At 69.8% G+C, this 19,390-nt stretch carries 22 protein-coding genes; 10 read left to right on the top strand and 12 right to left on the bottom strand.

Annotated features, from left to right (window positions below; translation table 11 throughout):
- Positions 1–223: 223 nt before the first annotated feature.
- A complete protein-coding gene (locus HNO83_RS02460; protein WP_175335895.1) occupies positions 224–1,267 on the bottom strand; it encodes a LacI family DNA-binding transcriptional regulator in 1,044 nt (347 codons plus the stop codon).
- A gap of 180 nt (positions 1,268–1,447) precedes the next feature.
- On the opposite strand from HNO83_RS02460, the gene HNO83_RS02455 reads away from it, so the two are divergent.
- Entirely contained in the window at positions 1,448–1,633 is a 186-nt protein-coding gene (locus HNO83_RS02455; RefSeq protein WP_175335894.1) for a twin-arginine translocase TatA/TatE family subunit, read from the top strand.
- A gap of 81 nt (positions 1,634–1,714) precedes the next feature.
- On the opposite strand, the gene HNO83_RS02450 is transcribed toward HNO83_RS02455, so the two are convergent.
- From HNO83_RS02450 to HNO83_RS02435, 4 genes are read right to left on the bottom strand one after another with little or no spacing between them, the layout of a single operon-like run.
- A complete protein-coding gene (locus HNO83_RS02450) occupies positions 1,715–2,194 on the bottom strand; it encodes a hypothetical protein (RefSeq protein WP_175335893.1) in 480 nt (159 codons plus the stop codon).
- 35 nt (positions 2,195–2,229) lie between these two features.
- The gene (locus HNO83_RS02445) at positions 2,230–3,198 is read right to left on the bottom strand and encodes a hypothetical protein (protein ID WP_217498565.1); all 969 of its coding nucleotides are present in this window, start codon (positions 3,196–3,198) and stop codon (positions 2,230–2,232) included.
- Positions 3,195–3,941: a cytochrome b N-terminal domain-containing protein gene (locus HNO83_RS02440; RefSeq protein ID WP_175335892.1), complete on the bottom strand. Its 747-nt coding sequence runs from the start codon at positions 3,939–3,941 to the stop codon at positions 3,195–3,197. The genes HNO83_RS02445 and HNO83_RS02440 overlap by 4 nt, the downstream gene beginning before the upstream one ends.
- On the bottom strand, positions 3,938–4,087 hold the full coding sequence (locus HNO83_RS02435) for a hypothetical protein (protein ID WP_175335891.1): 150 nt from the start codon (positions 4,085–4,087) through the stop codon (positions 3,938–3,940). The genes HNO83_RS02440 and HNO83_RS02435 overlap by 4 nt, the downstream gene beginning before the upstream one ends.
- A 189-nt stretch (positions 4,088–4,276) precedes the next feature.
- Here HNO83_RS02435 and HNO83_RS02430 point away from each other — a divergent pair, with 189 nt between their 5' ends.
- A complete protein-coding gene (locus HNO83_RS02430) occupies positions 4,277–5,047 on the top strand; it encodes a GNAT family N-acetyltransferase (protein WP_175335890.1) in 771 nt (256 codons plus the stop codon).
- Positions 5,048–5,049: 2 nt separating this feature from the next.
- Here the strand turns inward: HNO83_RS02430 and HNO83_RS02425 are convergent, their stop codons facing one another.
- A complete protein-coding gene (locus tag HNO83_RS02425; RefSeq protein ID WP_175335889.1) occupies positions 5,050–5,472 on the bottom strand; it encodes a hypothetical protein in 423 nt (140 codons plus the stop codon).
- 66 nt (positions 5,473–5,538) lie between these two features.
- Between HNO83_RS02425 and HNO83_RS02420 the strand changes: the two genes are divergently transcribed.
- Positions 5,539–6,384: an SDR family oxidoreductase gene (locus HNO83_RS02420; RefSeq protein WP_175335888.1), complete on the top strand. Its 846-nt coding sequence runs from the start codon at positions 5,539–5,541 to the stop codon at positions 6,382–6,384.
- A 136-nt stretch (positions 6,385–6,520) separates the two neighbouring features.
- On the opposite strand, the gene HNO83_RS02415 is transcribed toward HNO83_RS02420, so the two are convergent.
- Genes HNO83_RS02415 through HNO83_RS02395 form a run of 5 tightly spaced genes read right to left on the bottom strand, consistent with a single transcriptional unit; the run spans position 6,521 to position 9,905 of the window.
- A complete protein-coding gene (locus tag HNO83_RS02415; RefSeq protein WP_175335887.1) occupies positions 6,521–6,808 on the bottom strand; it encodes a ferredoxin in 288 nt (95 codons plus the stop codon).
- Positions 6,808–8,052 carry an NADH-ubiquinone oxidoreductase-F iron-sulfur binding region domain-containing protein gene (locus tag HNO83_RS02410; RefSeq protein WP_217498564.1) on the bottom strand — a complete coding sequence of 415 codons (1,245 nt, stop codon included), beginning with the start codon at positions 8,050–8,052 and terminating at the stop codon, positions 6,808–6,810. The genes HNO83_RS02415 and HNO83_RS02410 overlap by 1 nt, the downstream gene beginning before the upstream one ends.
- On the bottom strand, positions 8,049–8,624 hold the full coding sequence (locus tag HNO83_RS02405; protein ID WP_175335886.1) for a ferric reductase-like transmembrane domain-containing protein: 576 nt from the start codon (positions 8,622–8,624) through the stop codon (positions 8,049–8,051). The genes HNO83_RS02410 and HNO83_RS02405 overlap by 4 nt, the downstream gene beginning before the upstream one ends.
- Positions 8,621–9,601, bottom strand: coding sequence for an FAD:protein FMN transferase (locus HNO83_RS02400; protein ID WP_175335885.1), 981 nt, complete (start codon positions 9,599–9,601; stop codon positions 8,621–8,623). The genes HNO83_RS02405 and HNO83_RS02400 overlap by 4 nt, the downstream gene beginning before the upstream one ends.
- Positions 9,579–9,905: a hypothetical protein gene (locus HNO83_RS02395; RefSeq protein WP_175335884.1), complete on the bottom strand. Its 327-nt coding sequence runs from the start codon at positions 9,903–9,905 to the stop codon at positions 9,579–9,581. Before HNO83_RS02395 ends, HNO83_RS02400 begins: the two co-directional genes overlap by 23 nt.
- Positions 9,906–10,058: 153 nt before the next feature.
- Between HNO83_RS02395 and HNO83_RS02390 the strand changes: the two genes are divergently transcribed.
- The 4 genes from HNO83_RS02390 to HNO83_RS02375 all read left to right on the top strand — a co-directional run bounded on the left by HNO83_RS02390 (position 10,059) and on the right by HNO83_RS02375 (position 16,173).
- Positions 10,059–12,035: an ATP-binding protein gene (locus HNO83_RS02390; RefSeq protein WP_175335883.1), complete on the top strand. Its 1,977-nt coding sequence runs from the start codon at positions 10,059–10,061 to the stop codon at positions 12,033–12,035.
- Positions 12,036–12,166: 131 nt separating this feature from the next.
- Positions 12,167–12,757 carry a hypothetical protein gene (locus HNO83_RS02385; RefSeq protein ID WP_175335882.1) on the top strand — a complete coding sequence of 197 codons (591 nt, stop codon included), beginning with the start codon at positions 12,167–12,169 and terminating at the stop codon, positions 12,755–12,757.
- A 78-nt stretch (positions 12,758–12,835) separates the two neighbouring features.
- Positions 12,836–14,101: a glycosyltransferase gene (locus HNO83_RS02380; RefSeq protein WP_175335881.1), complete on the top strand. Its 1,266-nt coding sequence runs from the start codon at positions 12,836–12,838 to the stop codon at positions 14,099–14,101.
- Positions 14,102–14,103: 2 nt separating this feature from the next.
- A complete protein-coding gene (locus HNO83_RS02375; protein WP_175335880.1) occupies positions 14,104–16,173 on the top strand; it encodes a glycosyltransferase family 39 protein in 2,070 nt (689 codons plus the stop codon).
- Here HNO83_RS02375 and HNO83_RS02370 read toward each other — a convergent pair.
- Positions 16,148–17,026, bottom strand: coding sequence for a serine/threonine-protein kinase (locus tag HNO83_RS02370; RefSeq protein ID WP_175335879.1), 879 nt, complete (start codon positions 17,024–17,026; stop codon positions 16,148–16,150). The genes HNO83_RS02375 and HNO83_RS02370 overlap by 26 nt on opposite strands.
- 158 nt (positions 17,027–17,184) lie before the next feature.
- Between HNO83_RS02370 and HNO83_RS02365 the strand changes: the two genes are divergently transcribed.
- From HNO83_RS02365 to HNO83_RS02355, 3 genes are read left to right on the top strand one after another with little or no spacing between them, the layout of a single operon-like run.
- Positions 17,185–17,985, top strand: a complete 801-nt coding sequence (locus tag HNO83_RS02365; RefSeq protein ID WP_175335878.1) for a TIGR04255 family protein — start codon at positions 17,185–17,187, stop codon at positions 17,983–17,985.
- Positions 17,986–18,007: 22 nt separating this feature from the next.
- Positions 18,008–18,637, top strand: coding sequence for a helix-turn-helix domain-containing protein (locus HNO83_RS02360; RefSeq protein WP_175335877.1), 630 nt, complete (start codon positions 18,008–18,010; stop codon positions 18,635–18,637).
- A gap of 3 nt (positions 18,638–18,640) precedes the next feature.
- The gene (locus HNO83_RS02355) at positions 18,641–19,372 is read left to right on the top strand and encodes a hypothetical protein (RefSeq protein ID WP_175335876.1); all 732 of its coding nucleotides are present in this window, start codon (positions 18,641–18,643) and stop codon (positions 19,370–19,372) included.
- Positions 19,373–19,390: the final 18 nt, after the last annotated feature.

The following is a 19,390-nucleotide window of genomic DNA, read 5'->3' as shown; positions in this document are numbered from 1 at the left end:
ACGGGACGGTGCGGGGTGACGCGAAGACGGGACGGTTGCACGGGCATCTCCTTCGATGAACGAGCAGGCGCTCTGGATGGCGACCGCCCAGCCTCGTCCTCGTAGGGAGAAGGGTGAGCGGTGCCGCGAAGTACGTTGGCGCGAAAACGTTTGTCTGACCGTAATGGCGTGACGCCGCCGTGTCAACTCATCCGAGTCGCGGGCGCGATCTCGTCGAGATCTCTCAGGCCAGACCGGCGTCGTGCTCCGGAGCCACGACGTTCTCGGTCCGGGTGGAGCTGCGCCAATCGATCCGCTGCTTCAACCGCACGGTGCGATGGCTGGTCGAGGGCTTCTCGAGCCGGTCGATCAGGAGTCCCACGGCGGTTCTCCCCATCTCGAAGGCCGGCTGCCGCACCGTCGTGATCTGCGGCTCGAAGAGGTCCGAATTGTCGAAGCCGTCGAACGCGGCGAACGCGAGATCCTCCGGTATGCGAAGACCCTCGGCGGCGAGTGCCCGAAGCGCGACGGCGGCGAGAGGGGTGCTCGATGCGATCACAGCGGTCGGCCGGGAGAGCGTGAGGGCCTTCCGCACGGCCTCGATGTCGGGGACCGGGCGTGGCGATCCTTCGTCTGAACTGAGGATGTGCTGGTCCTCGGTTCGGAGTCCTCCGGCCGCGACGGCTTCCGTGAAGCCGTCGTGACGCTCGCGCAGCGTCGGCACCCGGAGGTCGCCCGCCACCACCAGGAATCGCGCATGGCCCTGCGAGATCAGCTGCGAGGCGAGCGCGTACATGGTCTCGCGGTTGTTCGCGCCGACCTGGTCGAAGTCGAGTTCTGGATACACCCGGTCCAGGAGGACGGTCGGAGCCTTCTCGCCCTGCAGCTCCTCCAGCAGGCCACGATCCGAGATCGCCGCGCTCGCGAGCACCAGGCCGTCCACGCGCCGATTCAGGAGTGCTTGGACTGCGCGCTTCTCCCGGTCGCTGTCCTCCGCCGAGTTCGCAAGGATGAGGGTCAGGCCGTGTTCGGCCGCTGCGGACTCCACGCCGTGGATCATCTCCGCGAATGCGGGCTCGCCGACATCGGAGAGGACGAGCCCGATGCTGTCGGACCTCGAGCGTCTCATCGCCCGGGCGAGGGTGTCCTGCCGGTATCCCGTCGCCTCGATGGCATCGAGGACGCGCTTCCTGGTCGCCTGCTCCACGTGGCGCGTTCCGTTGATGACGTGCGAGACCGTCGAAACCGACACCCGCGCTTGGCGGGCGACGTCGATCATGGTCGCCATGGAACCCCCGGAGAGTGCTTGCGCAAGAAACGTATCACCCGGGCACCCCGGAAGGGCGTCGTCACGCCTGCCGGACTGTTGCGCGGGGTGCCTTATGCCCCTAGCATGCTCAAGCAAACGTTTCGATACGTCAGCCAGCTGACGGGAGAAGCGTTCAGGGACAGGAACAAAGGAGTTGCCGTGTTCGCAAACCTCACCGGGTGGCATGCGCTGATCGTCGTCGCCGTCGTGGTCCTGCTCTTCGGGGCGACGAGACTCCCCGCACTCGCCCGAGGCGTGGGCCAGTCGGTGAGGATCCTCCAGAAGGAGGTGCGGGGAGGGCACCGCGACGGCGAGCCCCTCCCGGACGATCGCGACGACGACTGATCCGCTCGTCTTCCCACCTCGCCAGGCGATCGCACGCCTCCGCACACCGGACGACTTTAGCCGTCGCCTCCACCCGGCCGCCTACCGCGCCCGGGCCGTCCGGCCTCCGAACAGGAGCCGTGCGATCACGACCAGCGACACGACGATCGCGATCGCCGAACCGGCGATCGCGACGACCAGCAGGACGCGCACGAGCACCTCCCAGCCGCCTCCCTGGGCACCGAAGTCGAACGGGAAGACGTCCCACACGACAATGGCCGCGATCAGGCCGATCACCGTGGTCACCAGGTCGCCCACCGCCTTCAGCAGACGCCGGTCGAAGATCAGATTCAGGAGGTTCACCACGATCCCCGCGATGAAGGCGGCGTCGATCCAGGGGACCACGGCGGCAGCCGCCGGGGTCAGGATGCCGAGAGCATGCCAGCCCGGCCAGACCTGGACGAGGAAGAGCAGCAGCGCGTCGACCAGGATCGCGATCGCATAGCCCGCGCGGCGCGACGCGGACGATTGCCCGCGGCGGCGGCCGACCTGGGGGATCGCGTCGGAGTGGTCGGCTGTCACGTCATCCGCCTTCGGTCAGGGGGCCCGGTGCCTCGTCAGCCGCGCGGGACGCGGCGGCGGTAGTAGTCCCGCCACACCAGCTTGTGCAGGGGGATCCAGCGCGGGATGGTGCGCAGGCCGGGGATGAAGGGCAGAAGGGCCAGCACAAGTGTGAGGAGTCCCAAGATGAGGACGATCACGAGGTCGGCGTTCGGGGCCGACGAGAACGGCGGCAGCTGGTAGAACAGCGAGAACAGCCAGAGCCACGACTGACCCGGTGTGTTCCCGGTCTCGTTCATCATCCCCCACTGGTCTCCGGTGAGGTGCTGGTCGGCGGCGAGGTTCTGGAAGTACTGGCCGTCGCCGAGGAAGAGGATGGCGGAGGTCCGGTTCAGTCCCGACGATCCGTCGCGGTTCGCCAGCGCGCCGTCGAGCGCGCCGCTGCGCGCCATCCGGGAGAGGTTCCCGATGAGGTCGGGAACGGGGCCGTAGGCGAGTCGGGCCTGCGGCAGGGCGGCGCCCTTGTCCGCCCCCAGTGCCTTGCTGTAGGCGTCGATCCAGGCGGCCTTCTGCGCCGGGGTCGCGGTGTTCCACCGTCGGATCGCCGGCGTCGGTCCCGGCATGGTCTCCAGCGGCCCCAGCACGAACGCCCGCGCGGTGTCGACGGGCAGCCGGACGCCGGAGAGGCTCTGCAGGTCGAGCGGGCCGAGCGTCTGGGTGGCGTCCGGGGTGTGGTTGTACGGCGGCCCGTACTGCGCGGTGTCGCTCGTGCCGCCCAGCTCGGCCGTCGCCGTGGTGGCGAAGTCGACGGGTGCGCTGGTCGCCCACGAGCGGAAGGTCACGCTGGGCTCGTCGGGCGAGCCGAAGACGGCGGCGAGTCCGAGTGTGGCGAGGGCGACCACGACGAACCCGATCGTGACCTCCTTGATCAGGTCGTAGGTCCGGGTCCGTCCTGCCCACGGACGGCTGATCAGGTCGCCCCGCGCTTTCCAGGTGAGGCTCGGCCGTTGCTTGTCGCCGTTCATCGCGTCCGCCCCGATCCGTCATCCGGGTGCGCGACCTGGTCATCCGTCTCGTCGGCGTCGATCGGAGGGACCACACCGTGGACGCGCACGAGCAGCACATGGAGGGCGACGATGATGCCCACACCCAGCGGAAGCAGGGCGATGTGCCAGGTGAACATCTGGCCGAGATCCGCGACGTTGAACCAGGCGCCGATGCCGACGGCGTTGAGGGCGTCCTTGCCCTCGAACGCGATCCACTGGGCGTCGAAGTTCGTCTGCAGCAGGTAGCCGGTGAAGGCGGCCGCGATCGAGACGGCGAACGCGATCACGCCGGTGATCCAGGTCAGCACGCGGCCGCCTCGCCAGGCGGCCATCCAGTACTTGCCCCACAGGTGGACGACCATGAGCAGGAAGAACAGCTCGACGCTCCACAGGTGCACGCTGTTGGTGAAGTGGCCGAGCGCCGAGGCGTGATACCAGGAGGGCCCGTTCAGGCTGAGCACCAACCCGGAGAGGATGACGACCGCGAACGCAGCGAGAGCTCCCATCCCGAAGACGTAGATCCAGGAGGCGACGTAGCTGGGCTGCTCCTGCGGCAGCAGCTTGGCGGGCGGGAGTCTCCGCAGGAGCCAGCGGCGGAGTCGGCCCGTCCAGGTGTAATACTCCTCCGCGCCCGCGCCCGCGCCCGGCTCGGGTGCCGCCGGCGGCGTCTGTGCCGACTCCGCCGTGCGCTCGTCGGGCGGGCGCGTCCGTTCGGTGGTCATCGCCGCCTCCGTGGCGCCGGGAACGGGAGGACGAGAGCCAGCACGAACAGCACGATCATGACGGCGATCACGATCGCGTTGCCGAGCTGGATGGCGACCGGCCCCCAACCGAGGTAGATGCCGGGTGCGGCTGCGATGGATTCCACGTCGACCTCCTTCGTCGCAGTCAGGATCCCTCCGGGCCGAGGGCGGTCGCAGGGGCGAAGGTCCCTCGTGCTCCAGCCTCAGACGGCAACGGCGTGCCCGCTGTTCCGGTCGACCCAGGGGCCCCGCGACCTGGACCGACACGCGCCTCGACCGCGCAGGACACCGGCCCGGCAGGGTAGGTTCCGCTCATGGAACCCGCCTCGTTCGAGCAGGCGTCGTCTTTGCTGGTGGGCGCTCGCGAGTGGCTGGGAGAGCACGTGGCGGGCGGGTGGTCCCTCCGCCACGGGGACCAGGTGGCCTCCGTCACCGGCCTCGCCGCAGCCACGATGAACGGGGTGTGGTCCGCACGGCCCGATCCTGAACGGCTGCCGCAGCTGCTGTCGGCTGTTCGGGATGCCGGTCTGCCGTACTGCGCGCAGTTCGTGTCGGGTTCGGCGGAGGGCCGGGGTGCGGCGGCCGGCGCCGGGCTGGTCCGCGACGAGGACATGCCCCTGATGTACACCGCAGCGCGCCCTGATCCGGTGACGGTGACCGGCCTGCGAATCCGGAGGCTCGGGCCCGCCGACGTCGGCCTCCACGCCGAGATCGCCGCGGCGGGTTTCGGGGCGCCGCCCGCGTTGTTCTCGCCGATCACCCGGCTCGGCTCGGCGGAGGGGTCCGCGCTCAGGTTCTATGTCGCCGAGCTGGACGGCGAGCCGGTCGCCACCGGCCTCGGCCTGATTCTCGAAGAGCACGTCGGCGTCTTCAACATCGCCACACCGCCCGAGCACCGGCGGAAGGGATACGGCTCGGCCGTTACCGCCCGGATCGTCGAGGATGCGCTGGTCGAAGGCGCCAGGGGCGCCTGGTTGCAGTCCAGCCCGGAGGGTCATGCGGTGTACCGGCGGCTCGGCTTCGCCGATGTCGGCGCGTGGGAGTGCTGGGTCAGCCCGTCGGCGGAGTCCGATCCCGACGCCTGAGGTCAGCGCCGGACGAGCCTGCGCACCGCGCCGCGGACGAGCATAAGCACGACGATGAGCAGCGTCACCTGGAAGAAGCCGCCGAGGTGGACCGCGTCCCCGAAGACCAGGTCGACCAGCTCGAGCACGACGAGCTTGCTGCCGGGGAGGACGAGGATCAGCACGACGACGTTGACGACACGCACAGCGGTCCGGCGGCTGCGCCGGATCCGCCCGACGACCCGCTTCTTAACCGCGAGGACGACCTCGAGCACGAGCTTCAGCAGGACGGCAGTGAGCAGGGCGACGAGGAAGCTCTCCGAGATCACCGCGGGGAACACCTGGATGAAGATCCCGAGGACGATCAGGTAGCTGAACACATCGACGAGGTCGACGGCGCGAACGCCTCTCCACGTCCGACCGAGGGGACGCCCGTCCGGATCCATGCGCTCATGATCGCAGAATGCGAGCGATGGATGCTGCCGCGCACATCCGGGGTGCAGAATGCGGTTATGGCTGATCCGATCCTTCTCGTCACCGGCACGTCGTCCGGCATCGGTCTCGCGACGGCGGTCGAGGCCGCGCGCCGCGGCTTCCGCGTCGTCGCGACGATGCGCGACCCGGAGAAGTCGGGGCCGCTGCGGGAGGCCGCTGCGGCAGCGGGCGTCGAGGTGGACGTCCAGCCGCTGGATGTCACGGATCAGGAGTCGATCGACGCCTGTCTCGCGTACGTTCGCTCGACCTATGGAGGCCTCGACGGCCTGGTCAACAACGCGGGCGCGGGCCACCTCGGGACGATCGAGGTCGAGTCGGTCGCCGCGGTGCGGGCGGTGATGGAGGTCAACTTCTTCGGCGTCGTCGCGACGACGAAGGCCGCCCTGCCGCTCCTGCGCGAGCGTGGCGGCCGGCTGCTCACCGTCAGCAGCGTCGGCGGGGTGGTGGGCCAGCCCTTCAACGAGGCCTACTGCGCCGCGAAGTTCGCGGTCGAGGGCTTCATGGAGTCGCTGACGCCCGTCGCGGCTCCACTCGGCGTGCGCGTGACCGTCGTGGAGCCCGGCGCCGTGCGCACCGAGTTCGTGGCCTCGGTGCAGGCGCAGGAGGCGCTGCCGGTGGCGGGGACGCCGTACGCTCCGCTGCTCGACGCCTACCTCGCCCGCACCGCGGCGGCGTTCGACCCGTCCGCAGCGCAGACGGCGGACGGCGTCGCGGAGGTCATCGTCGCGACGCTCCTCGACCCGGAGCCGGCGGCGCGCGTCCAGACATCGGAGGCCGCCCGCCGGTTCGCCGGCGTCAAGCTGAGCGACCTCGACGGAGCGCACGTCCAGCATGTGACGGCGCACTGGGTCGCCGGCGACTGAGACGTCCGCGCCCTCCTCCGCCTCGGCGGCCCCTGCTTGCGTCGGATCGAATGCGTTCGAATCCCCTGCAGGGCTGCCCTCTGTCGGAGATCCGAACGGCTGGGGGCCGAATCCCCGACGTTGCGCCAGACGAGCGCTACGCTGACCGGCCGCTGCGGCGCGCCCCTCCCGCGGCGGCGGGGACGGTGACGCGGGTCAGGCGCAGCGCGGCCAGCGGGCACAGCCGCACGGCTTCCTCGGCATCCTCGAGCTCGTCCTCCCGCAGCGGTGCGTCCGTCCGGCGCTCCGGCAGGCCGCGCGTCGCGACGGGGTAGCCCCAGTCGTCGCGGGTGAGCGCGCGCTCCAGGATCTCGGTGCAGAGGCCGCGGCCGTCGCAGCGGGTCCAGTCGATGTGCAGGGCGTGGGTGCTCGTGGATGTGCTCATCACGGCCTCCTCGTGCACCGGCCGCCGGCGTGGGCGCGCACGTCGCGGGCGAAGACGTCCAGCGCGCTGCGGATGAGCCGCACCGTGCCGTCCGGGTGGTGGCAGGCGCCGCGTCCGACGATCAGGCCGGACACACGCCGGAGCTCCGCAGCGCTCTCCGCGGCGGCCTGGCCGCGGGCGAGTGCGGTGAAGCGGGTCGCCAGAGTGGGCAGCCCGAACATGCACGGTCCGCACTGGCCCGCGGTCTGGCCGGCCAGGTACTCGACGATGTCGGCCGTGGCCCGGAGGCCGCAACGCTGGTCGGAGAGCACGTGGACGATGCCCGCCCCGGGCTGCGCGCCGAACGGCTCCAGGCCCGACGGAGTCAGCGGCGTCCCGAACGACGACGCCGGCACCCAGGCGCCGTGGTACCCGCCGATCAGGGCCGCGGAGGCGGACCCCGGCTGCAGGCCGGCCGCCCGCAGCACGCTGTCGAGCGTGGCGTCGGTGGCGATCTCGAACACGCCCGTCCGCGGGATGTCGCCGCTGAGGGTGATCAGGCGCGTCCCCGGGTCCTCGGGCGAGCCGACCGAGCGGAACCAGGCGCCGCCGAAGCGGGCGATCAGCCCGAGGTGCGCCATGGTCTCGACGTTGTGCACGAGTGTCGGACGGCCGCGCAGCCCGGACTCGGAGAGCCGCACGGTGCGGTCGATCGGCCGCGGGTCGTCGTTCTCGATGGCGTTCACGACCGCGCTGGCCTCACCGGCGATGAAGCTGTCCGCCGCCTCCACCACCTCGATGCCGCGGGCGTCGGCGCGCTCGCCGATGGCCCGCTCGACGGCCGCGAGGGATCCGGACCCGACGTAGAGGAGCACGTTGCGGGCGCCGAGGGTGCGCGCAGCGGTCAGCATCCCGTCGATCACGAGGTGCGGCGCGTTCTGCAGCAGCACCTCGTCCTTCCAGCTGAGCGGCTCGCCCTCCGAGCCGTTCGCGATCAGGATCGGCGCGCGCCCGCGCCGCCGGCCTGCCGCCGCCTCGCCGGTTGCTGCGAGCTTGCGCCAGGCGGGGAATCCCGCACCGCCGCGGCCGGTGAGGCCGGAGGCCTCGAGCTGGGCCAGCAGGGCGCCGGGGTCGCGAAGCGGCAGCGGCCCGAACGTGCGCAGGTGCGCTTCGTGGTCGGCCTCGGCGCCCGCGGCGAGGACCCGCTGGGTGCCGGCCGGGGCCTGGACGATGGGGGCCGTCCCCGGCTCCGAGGTCATGGTCATCGTGTCTCCTCCCGGTAGACGTCGGCGATGCGTCTCGTCTGCGCATGCTCGAGGAACCCGGCCGACGCCCGCCAGATCACCGCGGCGAGCACGAGCAGGGCGGAGCCGGCAGCGAGCAGCAGGAACCATCCGCTCGTCCCGTTGGTGCCGTTGCCGATCGCGTGCACGACGGCGATCGGCCACATGGCGTACGTGAACCAGTGGACGAAGCGGAACGCGCGCTGCCCGATCCTGCGCCGCAGGAGGCCCGTGATGACGATCGCGGCGACAAGGTCGAAGGCCACCGTGCCCAGCCCCTGCCAGAACGGCTTGAAGGAGCCGACGAACGGCACGACGACATCGATCGGGTTCAGCTTCGCGAAGGAGTCGAACATCAGCGTGCCGACATGGAGCACGAGGAAGACGACCGCCAGCAGCGACACGTTCCGGTGGACGAGCGAGACCGAGAACCGCGGCATCCCGGGGAGCGGCCTCCCGGACCGGGTGACGATCCCGAGCAGCACCGTGACCGTGAAGAGGATGAGCGCGATCACGCCGCTCGCGCGCCCGAAGGCCCACAGCATCTCGTTCATCGCGCACCTCCTGGCTGCTGCGCATCCGTTGCGGGCCAGGCGCCCGTGACGACGACGCGCCCCTGCAGGTCGACGAGGCGCGCGGCCGCGCCCTGCTCGGCGAGCCACCGGGGTGCGCCGTGCCCGCGGACGATCGCGGCGGTGCTCAGGGCGTTCGCCTCGACGCAGTCGGCCGCGGCGACCGTCGCCGACCGCCAGACCGGTACGACGGGCGCTCCCGAGGCGGGGTCGAGGATGTGCTGGTGGATGCGTCCCTCGTGCCGCCAGCGGCGCTTCTGCGTGCTGGAGGTCGCGATGGCGCTGCCGTCGGGCAGGAACACCTGCTGCGACGGGTCGGCGGGCACGTCCTGCACGAGCACTTCCCACCCGCCGGTGGCCGTCGTACCGGCCGTCGCGATGTCGCCGCCGAGGGACACCAGCGCGCCGGTGCCCAGCTCGCACGCGATCTGGGCGGCGACGAGGTCGGCGGCGTACGCCTTGGCGGTCGCGCCCAGGTCGAGGCGCAGCCCTGCCGGAACGGTCAGGGTGCGCCCGTCGAGGCGGACGGAGCGCCAGCCGGGGGAGCGGCGGGTCACGGAGACGGTGAACGGTGCGGATCGGCCGGCGTCGGAGGCGCCGGCCGGGGCGTCCAGTTCGCTGAGGTCGCGGTCGTAGCCCCAGCGCGCGAGCTCCCGGCCAAGAGTCGGGTCGACGCTCCCGCCGGTCCGCTCGGCGACCCGCAACGCCGTGGCGACGAGGTCGGCGAGAAGCGGGGACACCTCCACACCGCGTGCCGTCTTCTCGCCCCCGAGGCGGGAGAGCTCGGACGCCGGGTCGAAGCGGTCGCAGGCCGCGCCGACGGCCGCCAGGACCTCGTCCGCGATCGCACGGGCGGCGTCGACGACATCGCCGCGCTCGACGACGAGGGAGGCGTCCGTGCTCCACACGCGCCAGTCGGAACGCGCGGACGTGAGCTCAGGAGCCGGAGGATGTGCCACTGCTCTGCCCTCCCTGGCTCGGGGCGACCGGCGCGGGGGCCTGCGGAGCGGCCGGGGCCGGAGCGGCCGGCGCCTGCTGCTCGTCGTCGCCTTCCGTCGACGGATCGGACGGCTGGGACGACTCCGAGGAGCTTCCCGACGACGTCCCGGAGGAGGGGGTGGTCGTGGAGGGCGTGGTCGACGATGCCGTGTGGGTGCTGCCGAGCAGCGCACCCGACATGACCGCCGTGACCGCCAGGCTTCCTGCGCCGATCAGCCCGGTCAGCCAGCCGGCGATGCGCTTGCCGCGTTCGAGTGCCGCCATGGTGTGCCTCCGTTTCGAATCACCTGCCTCCAGGTTCGTCGCGGATTCTTGGCGGATTCTTACGTGGCGTGGGTGAACGCTGGCAAAGCCCTTTGGGATTCCTCGCTCGGCGGGAGCCGGGTCTCCTGCTCGCAGGCTGGTACCGTCCATGGTGTGAGCGACTTCGCCATGGATGCGAGCCTCGCCGAACCCGCGAGGCGATCGTGGTTCTCGACGAGATTTCCCTGGTGGGGCTGGGCGGTCGCGCTCGTCCTGATCTTCGCGACGTCGATCCTCGGCGTGGAGTTCGCTCCGACGCACAGCTCCGTCGCCGTCTGGTGGCCTGCCGCCGGGTTGTCCGTCCTGCTGGTGCTGGTCGTCCGGACGCGGCGGGAACAGGTGTGGGCGCTCGGAGCGATCCTGCTGACCACCGCGCTCGCGAACGTCGTCGCCGGGCGTCCGCCTCTGGTCGCCGCCGCATTCGGAGTGGCCAACGCGCTGGAGGCGCTCGTCGTTCTCGCTGTACTGCTCTCGCTGGGAAGAGGCGACCCGACTCTGCGCACTCTGGCCGCGGCAGCGAGATTCGTCCTCGCGGTCGTCTGCGGCGCGATCGTGATCGGTGCGCTTGCGGGCTCGACCGTCGCCGTGCTCGACGGCGTCTCCTTCTTCCCGACGGCGGCGCTGGTCGCCGCCTCGCACGCCGCAGCCGTGCTGATGATCGCCCCCTTCGGGCTGCTCCCGCCGCCGCTGCCCGTGCGGGCGACCGTGACCGAGATGGTCGTCCAGGCGGCGATCCTGGCCGGAGTGATCGGCCTGGTGTTCCATCCGTCCGTCCACCTGTCCCTCTCGTTCATCCCGTACCCGGTCCTGGCCTGGGCGTCGTTCCGGTTCCCCATCCGCGTGGTGGTGACCGAGACGCTGCTGGCGTCCGTGGCGATGCTCGGCCTCACGATCGCGGGCGGCGGACCGTACAACCTGCCCTCCCTGGACTTCGCCCAGCGCGCCGGGCTGGCGGAGGTCTTCCTGGTGACCTTCGCCGGGTTCGCCGTCGTGCTCGCGACCGCACAGTACGAGCTGCGCGCGTCGAACCGCCGGCTCGTCGCGACCTCCCGCCTGCTCTCGGGCAGTCTCGTCGAAGCCGCGGTCGGCCTCCTGATCGCCGAGCGCTCGGAGACCGGGTCCCTTTGCATCGTCTGGTCTAACCGCACGGCGGCGGAGCTCCTCCCTTCCGACGGCGGCACCCTCTGGGACGGGCCCATCGCCGACGCGGCGAGAGCCGCCCTCGCCGGTGCCGGATCCGTGACCCTGCCCTCGGGGGAGAGGACCCTCACCGTCGCCGCCAACCCGATACCCGACGAGGCGGACCGGTTCGCGGTTCAGCTCGTCGATGTCACCGAGACGCTCCGTCTGCAGGCGGCCACGCTCGCTGCGCAACAGGCGCAGGAGGCCGCCCACTCGACGCGCATCGACCTCGAACGCCAGCGGGGCGACTTCGTCGCGACGACGAGCCACGAGCTGCGGACCCCCATCACGAGCATCATCGGCTTCTGCGAGCTGCTCGCCGACGGCGACTCGCTCGGAAGCGAGGAGCGCTCCTGGATCGAGGTGATCGGCCGGAACGCCGCGCGGCTCGGGTCCCTGGTCGAGGACCTGCTGACCCTGAGCGCAGCGGACGGAAAGTCGGAGGGCGGCGCTCGGCAGGACGTCGATCTGGACGCGCAGATCGACCAGACCATCGGCGAGCTGAGCGTCGTCGCCGCCAAGAAGCGGATCGCCCTCAGGGTGGACGGGCGGGCGGGGGTCGCCGTGGCCGATGCCGCCGACGTCGGACGGATCCTGACGAACCTCCTCTCCAACGCCGTCAAGTTCACCCCGGAGGGCGGCACGGTGACCGTCTCCGCGTCCGCCTCCGGAACGACGGCGACCATCGTGGTGTCGGACACCGGACCGGGCATGAGCGAGGACGAGCTGGCGCACGCGTTCGACCGCTTCTACCGCGCCCCCGGCATGGAACGAGCGGCCGTCCCGGGCACCGGCCTGGGGCTGGCGATCGTCGCCGCCCTCGTCGAGCGCAACCAGGGCTCGGTCCGCCTGGCCTCCGGACCCGGCGGAGGCACGCGGGCGACCGTCGAGCTGATGCGCACGACCTGACCGAGGCGAGCGGGTGCCTGCTCGGACCCGCCGGGCGCGTTCACCTGCCGCGGGCGGGGGACCTTCGGCCCGCGCCGGCGGCCGCCGCCGGTCGTACCGTTGCGGCGTCGGATGTGAGGGAGGAGAAAATCATGTCAACGAAACCGACGACGGTCGCCGTCGCCACCTACGCCTCGAGGGATGCCGCGGTCGAGGACTACGAGATCATCCGGGGCGCCAAGCATCAGGGCGAGCTGGACCATCTCGCCATCGCCGTCATCGCCAAGGACGATGAGGGCAAGCTGGTCGTGGACCGCCACGACTCCACCGCCAAGCACTTCGCGTGGGGAGGCGCCATCATCGGCGCGTCGCTCGTGGTGCTCGTGCCGCCGCTCGGGATCACCACCCTGGCCGCGGCCGGCGCGGGTGCCGGGGCGGTCGCCGGCGCCGGCGCGCTCGCCGGTGCGGGCGGGCTCATCGGTCACTTCTACCGGAACATCCCCAAGGAGACCGTGGAGGAGATGGGCAAGACGTTGTCGTCCGGACAGGCCGGCCTTCTCATCGTCGCCGTGGACCCCAAGGGGCTGGATGTCGGGGCGCTTCTCACGAATGCGGAGAAGAAGATCGTCAAGACGGGGGTGACGGACGAGAAGGACGCGGAGAACGACGCCCTCGAGTCCGCCTTCGAGGAGCTGAGCGACACCAGCGCTGCTGCTCCCAGCGGAGTGACTGCCTCCGCATAGCAAGCGGTGAGAACACCCATCGCCGGGACATAACCGTGCGAAAGGTCACGGTTATGTCACGGCGACAGGGTTGCTGGCATGTCTCAGCCAACGACCCTCGCCCTCGACATCGTCGTGCCCGTGTACAACGAGCAGGCGACGCTCGAGACATCCGTCCGCCGGCTGCACCGCTACCTGACCGGCGCGGTGCAGGAGAGCTGGCGGATCACGATCGCCGACAACGCCAGCACCGACGCGACGCCGGCGCTCGCTGACGCGCTCGCCGCGGAGCTGGAGCACGTCGTCGCCGTGCACCTGCCGCTGAAGGGCCGCGGTCGAGCCCTCAAGGCGGTGTGGGGCTCCTCTCCCGCCGAGGTGCTCGTCTACCTCGACGAGGACCTCTCCACCGACCTCGCCGCGCTGCCGCCGCTCGTGGCGCCGCTCCTCTCCGGCCACTCCGATCTGGCGATCGGAACGCGTCTCGGGAGGACATCGCGGGTCACCCGCGGCGGCAAGCGCGAGTTCATCTCCCGCAGCTACAACCTGCTGCTGCGCCGCACGATGGCGGTCGGCTTCTCCGACGCGCAGTGCGGCTTCAAGGCCATCCGCCGGGAGGTGGCGCAACGGCTGCTCCCCCTCGTCGAGGACGACGGCTGGTTCTTCGACACGGAGCTGCTGATCCTCGCCGAGAGGGCGGGGTTGCGCATCCACGAGATCCCGGTCGACTGGGTCGACGACCCGCACAGCTCGGTCGACATCGTGCGCACCGCCCGCGAGGACCTCAAGGGGATGGTGCGCGTCGGGACCAACATCGCGCGCAGCCGCATCCCGCTGGAGGCGGTGTACGCGGAGCTCGGGCGCCGCCCATTCGCGCCGCCGTCACCTCCCAGCTTCGTCGGCCAGGTGGTGCGCTTCGCGATCGTCGGCGTGCTCTCCACCGCGGCCTACGGCCTGCTCTACCTGCTGCTGTCCGGTGTCCTCGGCGGCCAGGCCGCCAACTTCACCGCACTGCTGCTGACCGCCGTCGCCAACACCTGGGCCAACCGGCGCTTCACCTTCGGCGTGCGCGGGAAGCCCGGGATGGTGCGGCACCAGTTCCAGGGCCTCATCGTCTTCGGGATCGCCTGGGCACTGACGAGCGGCTCGCTTGCCGTGCTCCACGCGACCGCGCCCGGTGCATCCACCCGGGTCGAACTCATCGTGCTGACCGCCGCCAACCTGTTCGCCACGCTGCTGCGCTTCGTGCTGCTGCGGCTCTGGGTCTTCCGGGCCGGCCGCGGGCGAACCACTCCGCCGCATCCCGCTGACGCCGACCGACCCTCCGACCCCGCCCGCGTGCTCGTCCCGACCGAAACGGAGCAGTGACCATGTCTCTCACCACCGCATCCACGCCGACCACCGCGCCAGACGCCTCGGCGGCTCCCGCCGGAGCCACGGCCCAGCCGCTGAGCGGCCGCCTCCGCTCCGGCCTCCGCCGGTTCGTTCGCGGGCGGGAGGACGCCGCGGCCTGGGAGCGCCCGGCGCTGCTCGGCCTCCTCGCCGTCACCGCCCTCCTCTACCTCTGGGACCTCGCCGCCAGCGGCTGGGCCAACTCGTTCTACTCCGCCGCCGTGCAGGCCGGCTCGGTGAACGGGGAGGCCTTCTTCTACGGCTCCAGCGACGCCGCCAACTCGATCACGGTCGACAAGCCGCCGGCGAGCCTGTGGATCATGGCCCTGTCGGTGCGGCTGTTCGGCCTCAGCTCGTGGAGCATCCTCGTGCCGGAGGCGCTGATGGGCGTCGCGACCGTGTGGCTCGTCTATCTGACCGTGCGGCGCACCTTCTCCGCTCGCACCTCGCTGCTCGCCGGAGGCGTCCTGGCCCTGACGCCGGTGGCCGCGCTGATGTTCCGGTTCAACAACCCGGACGCGCTGCTCGTGCTGCTGCTCACCCTCGCGACCTACCTGACCCTGCGGGGTATCGAGTCGGGCCGCATCCGCTGGGTGATCTGGGCCGGCGTCGCGGTCGGCTTCGGCTTCCTCACCAAGCAGCTGCAGGCCTTCCTCATCCTCCCGGTGCTGGCGGGGGTGTACCTCGCCGCGGCACGCGTGTCGTGGGCGAAGCGCTTCGGTCACCTGTTCGCGGCGCTGGGCGCCGTGGTCGTCGCGGCCGGATGGTGGGTGGCGGTGGTCGAGCTCGTCCCGGCCTCGATGCGGCCGTACGTCGGCGGCTCGCAGACGAACAGCTTCCTGGAGCTGACCTTCGGGTACAACGGGCTCGGGCGGCTCACGGGGAACGAGACCGGCAGCGTCACCGGCGGAGGCGGTGGCGGAGGTGCGGCAGGAGGCGGGATGTGGGGCTCGACGGGCATCCTCCGGCTGTTCGAGAACGAGATCGGCGGACAGATCACGTGGCTCCTGCCGGCCGCGCTCGTCCTCTTCGTCGTCGCCCTGGTGCTGGGCCGGAAGCTCGCCCGCACTGACGCCCGCCGGGCCACGCTCCTGCTGTTCGGAGGCTGGCTGATCGTCACCGCCCTCGCGTTCAGCTTCATGGCCGGGATCTTCCACGCCTACTACACGGTGGCTCTGGCTCCCGCGCTCGCCGGAGTGGTGGCGATCGGCGCTTCGGCCGTCTGGGCGTCCCGTGAGACGCTCTGGGTCCGCATCCTCTCCGCCGTGACGATGCTCGGCACCGCGGTCTGGGCCTGGGTACTGCTCGACCGTGCGACCGGGTGGCTGCCGTGGCTGAAGGTCGTGGTCCTCATCGTCGCGCTCGCGGCATCCGTGCTGCTGCTCCTTCCCCCGCGCAGCCGGGTGCTGTCGGGCGCGACCATCGCCGTGACTCTGGTCGGGGCGCTGCTGGCGCCGACGGCGTACACCCTGCAGACGGTGACGACCGGGCATACCGGCTCGATCGTCACGGCGGGACCGACCGTGTCGGGCGCGATGGGCGGATTCGGGGGCGGGAGGCCGCGCCAGGGCGGCTTCGGCGGTGCGCCGAACGGCGCCCAGGGCGCGCCGCCGGCCGGCGGAATCCCGGGCGGCGCGACGGGTGGAGCGCCCGGCGGCAGCACAAACGGCGGCGGCAGCCGCGGCGGGATGGGCGGCCTCCTCGACTCCGGCACCGTGAGCTCCCAGCTCAGCAGCCTCCTGAAGGCCGACGCCTCGAAGTACACGTGGGTCGCGGCAGCGGTCGGCTCCAACTCGGCCGCCGGCTACCAGTTGGCGACGCAGGAGGCCGTGATGCCGATCGGAGGCTTCAACGGCTCCGACCCGTCGCCCACGCTCGCGCAGTTCAAGCAGTATGTCGCCGAGGGGAAGATCCACTACTTCATCTCGGGCGGTGTCGGCCGGTCGAACGGCGGCAGCGACGCGTCCAGTCAGATCGCGAGCTGGGTGGAGGAGAACTTCACGGCGACCACCGTCGGAGGGGTCACCCTCCACGACCTGACGGAGTGAGATCGGAGGAGTTCTCCCGGTCCGACCGCAGCGCCGCGCGCGCTGCGGTCGCGACGTCCGCCGCGGACGGCCTGTCCGACGCGTCGGCGAGGGTCATCGACCGGAGGAGAGTGCGCCAGGGCTCGGGGACGCTGTCGGGCAATTCCGGATCCCGGTCCAGCCGGGCCAGTGCCGACTCCACGGGCGACCCAGGGAACGCCACCGTCCTCGTGAAGCACTCCAGCAGCACGAGGCCGAGCGAGTAGATGTCCGACGCCGGTGTCAGTGCGACGCCGCGCACCTGCTCGGGGCTCAGGTAGGCGGCGGTGCCGAACGTCTCCTCCGTGAACTCCTGCGGCTGTGTGGCGTCGATGGCGAGTCCGAAGTCCGTCAGCCGGGCCCGGGGACGCGAGAACCGGGTGCGGTAGTCGACGATCATGATGTTCGACGGCGTCACGTCGCGATGGATGACACCGCGCGCGTGCACGTATTCGAGCGTCTCCGCGACCTCGAACGCGACCTCGCCGATCCGCCGGGTCGACAGCGGGCCCGCTTCCAGCAGGCCGCGGAGGGTGTCGCCCTCTACCAGTTCGACGATGAGGAACGGTCGCGGGTCCTGCGGAGAGGAGTCGTCGACCCCGGCGTCGAGGATCGACACCACACCGTGATGGCGGAGGCCGGCGAGCACGCCGACCTCGGCCCGGAACCGCGCGACATCGCCGTGGCTGCCGGAGGAGAACAGCTTGACCGCGACGTCCCGTCCGAGGTTCTCGTCGCGGGCGCGGAACACCATCGACGATCCGCCGCGTGCGAGCAGCCGCTCGGGCCGATACCTGCCGAGCAGCAGGGGGACCGGGGGCGGGGGTTTGCTCACCCCAACATCTTCCGGGTTTCCGCGAGTTCCCGCCGCCGGGTAGACGGGGGCGTGAGACCGGGGTAAGGGGTCGGTGTTCTAAGGTCAGGGGTTCGCGGCGTTTTGAACCCCATCTGCGGGGTTGTCGAAACGGTTTCAGTTTCGGTAGCATCATTTGTGTGAAGGCCCGAGAGGTTTACCCGAACGCGCCGATTGTCTTGATGGCTGTCGAGGTTCGGCATACGCAGTGCGAGCCCTTGGATCGCAGACAGGTGACTCAAATGAGCGGGTTGCTTCGCGACATCTTCCCGTTGCCAGGGGAAATTAGCGAGGTATCAGTCGAGTTTCAAGGAGCTGCCCAGCCGGTTCAGCAGGTCGTGTCCCTCCCTCGATGGACGACCAGGGACAAGCGAACTGCGCTCACGGTTCGGCAGAACGCGCTGGTACTAGAGACAACGCAATACGGTAGCTACGAGCGGGTGAAAAGCCTCTTCCATCGTGCTCTTGAGGCGAGAGCTAGCGTTGAGCGGCCTGCTGGCGTAGATCGCATTGGACTGCGCTACATCGACGAGATTCGAGTACCGCTGGCCAATAGCGGTCAGCGTCCGGACTGGAATCAGTGGATTAATTCGGCTCTGCTTGGCCCGGTCGAGGTGGAAAGCGAATTGGGTCTATCGCCCGTGGCCAACGAAGGCTTGGTCGTCTATTCGGGTGCCGAGAATACTGCACTAGTGCTGAGATACGGCGCGCAAGACCAGTACGCGGTGCAGTCGACATCCGACCTGCGGCGGCCGCTCCCACCCCCAGGGCCCCTTTTCAAGCTCGACATAGACAGCTTCTGGCAGGCCGGGGAGGAAGTTCCGGAATTTGAGGTAGGCGTCTTGCTAGAGCAGGCGGACCTTCTCCATAAACCAGTGGGCGGGGTATTTGAAAGCATGATCTCAGAGCGACTTAGAAGGGAAGTTCTTCGGAATGGCTAACTCCGGGGTTGGGAACGCTGCAGTGGCAAGTGCGCTGACTCAGAAGGGAACAGCCAGTGAATCGATTCCTGCGCCTGTTCTTACCGAAACGAGGCTTACCGCAGCTCGGCTCACGGAAGAGGTCGGTGGTAACCGAAGCGAGGCTCGTGTACTGAATCAGGACTATCAAGACCTTCATCAACGCACCCACGACGTCGAGTGGCGAACTGCAGCCGCTACTCGAGCGAAGTCGAGTGTCGCAACAATGTTGGGCGAACTTGCTGATCTGGGTTTCGCTTGGAGGGATATTGCGCGCCTGCTTGGGGTCAGCGTTCCGGCCGTTCAGAAGTGGCGTAAGGGCGAGAGAGCGTCCGGGGAAAGTCGGCAGAAATTGGCGAATCTATTGGCTGCATGCGACCTGATCGCGGGTCACTATATGGTCGATGAGATCGCATCCTGGTTCGAGATGCCCATAACGATGTCAGCTCCGCTCACGCCCATCGATTTCTACGCGAGAGAACGCGCCGACCTCGTGTTCGAATATGCCAGCGGACACACCGATCCCGAGTCGCTGCTTAGCCAGTTTGAGCCGGACTGGCGCGAGCACTATCGGTCCGAGTTCGAAGTGTTCGAAGCCGGGGATGGAAACCGATCCATTCGCATGAAGGGGTGACACTTGGGAAGAAACCTTGAAGCACCGTTCGAGGAGGGTGCGCCTCGAACGGCTTCCCTCTATCGCGCGCGCGGCGACGAGGTTTCGGCCACCCGCCCGATCTTTACGGGGGACGTTTTCGAGGGTCTCCAGCTCCCCGGCAAGACCGGAAAGGTGAAGTCACGATCTGTAATCGTGTTGCAGCATCCATGCTCAATGCGGACAAACGGGGTCGACCTTGGCTGGCAAGTGCTTGTGGCGGAGGTCTCCAGGCGGAAGGAAATATCCGAGGAGGAGTGGTCTACCGGTTACTTCAACTTGATGCCGCTGCCTGATTTGAAGCTGGCCTCTCATGCCTCCGGCCACTACGCAGCTAACTTTGACGATCTCTACGTTGTTAAACCCGGTGAACTTTCAACTAGGGTGGCGTCCCTCTCTCCATTCGGCGTGAACCTGTTGCTGCAGCGCTGGGTTCACTACAGTTCGCGCGTCGTCGTTCCGACCGACGATTTTCAGCAGCAGACTCATGCGTTCTACGAAGAAGCAGATCTTGCCGAGGAGTGGTGCGATGAAATCTCGAGCGACGACCTACGTGCAGATGCGGAGGCGTTTGTTCGGTGGTTACGCACTGATCGGGGAGGCTCGAATTACCAAGAGCAGTTGAGAGACCAGCAGTCGCACAGCATTATCAGGAAGGCGATGCGCACGCAGTTGAAGGCACTTCGCCAAGACGGCGGTGCGGGCGCAGGCGGATAGGACTGCCAGGCACGCCGC

The sequence above is a fragment of the Leifsonia sp. C5G2 genome (assembly GCF_013359685.1).
Lineage (GTDB): Bacteria > Actinomycetota > Actinomycetes > Actinomycetales > Microbacteriaceae > Leifsonia.
The sequence above is the reverse complement of the archived record's forward strand: the minus strand, read 5'-3'. Positions and strand labels throughout refer to the sequence as shown.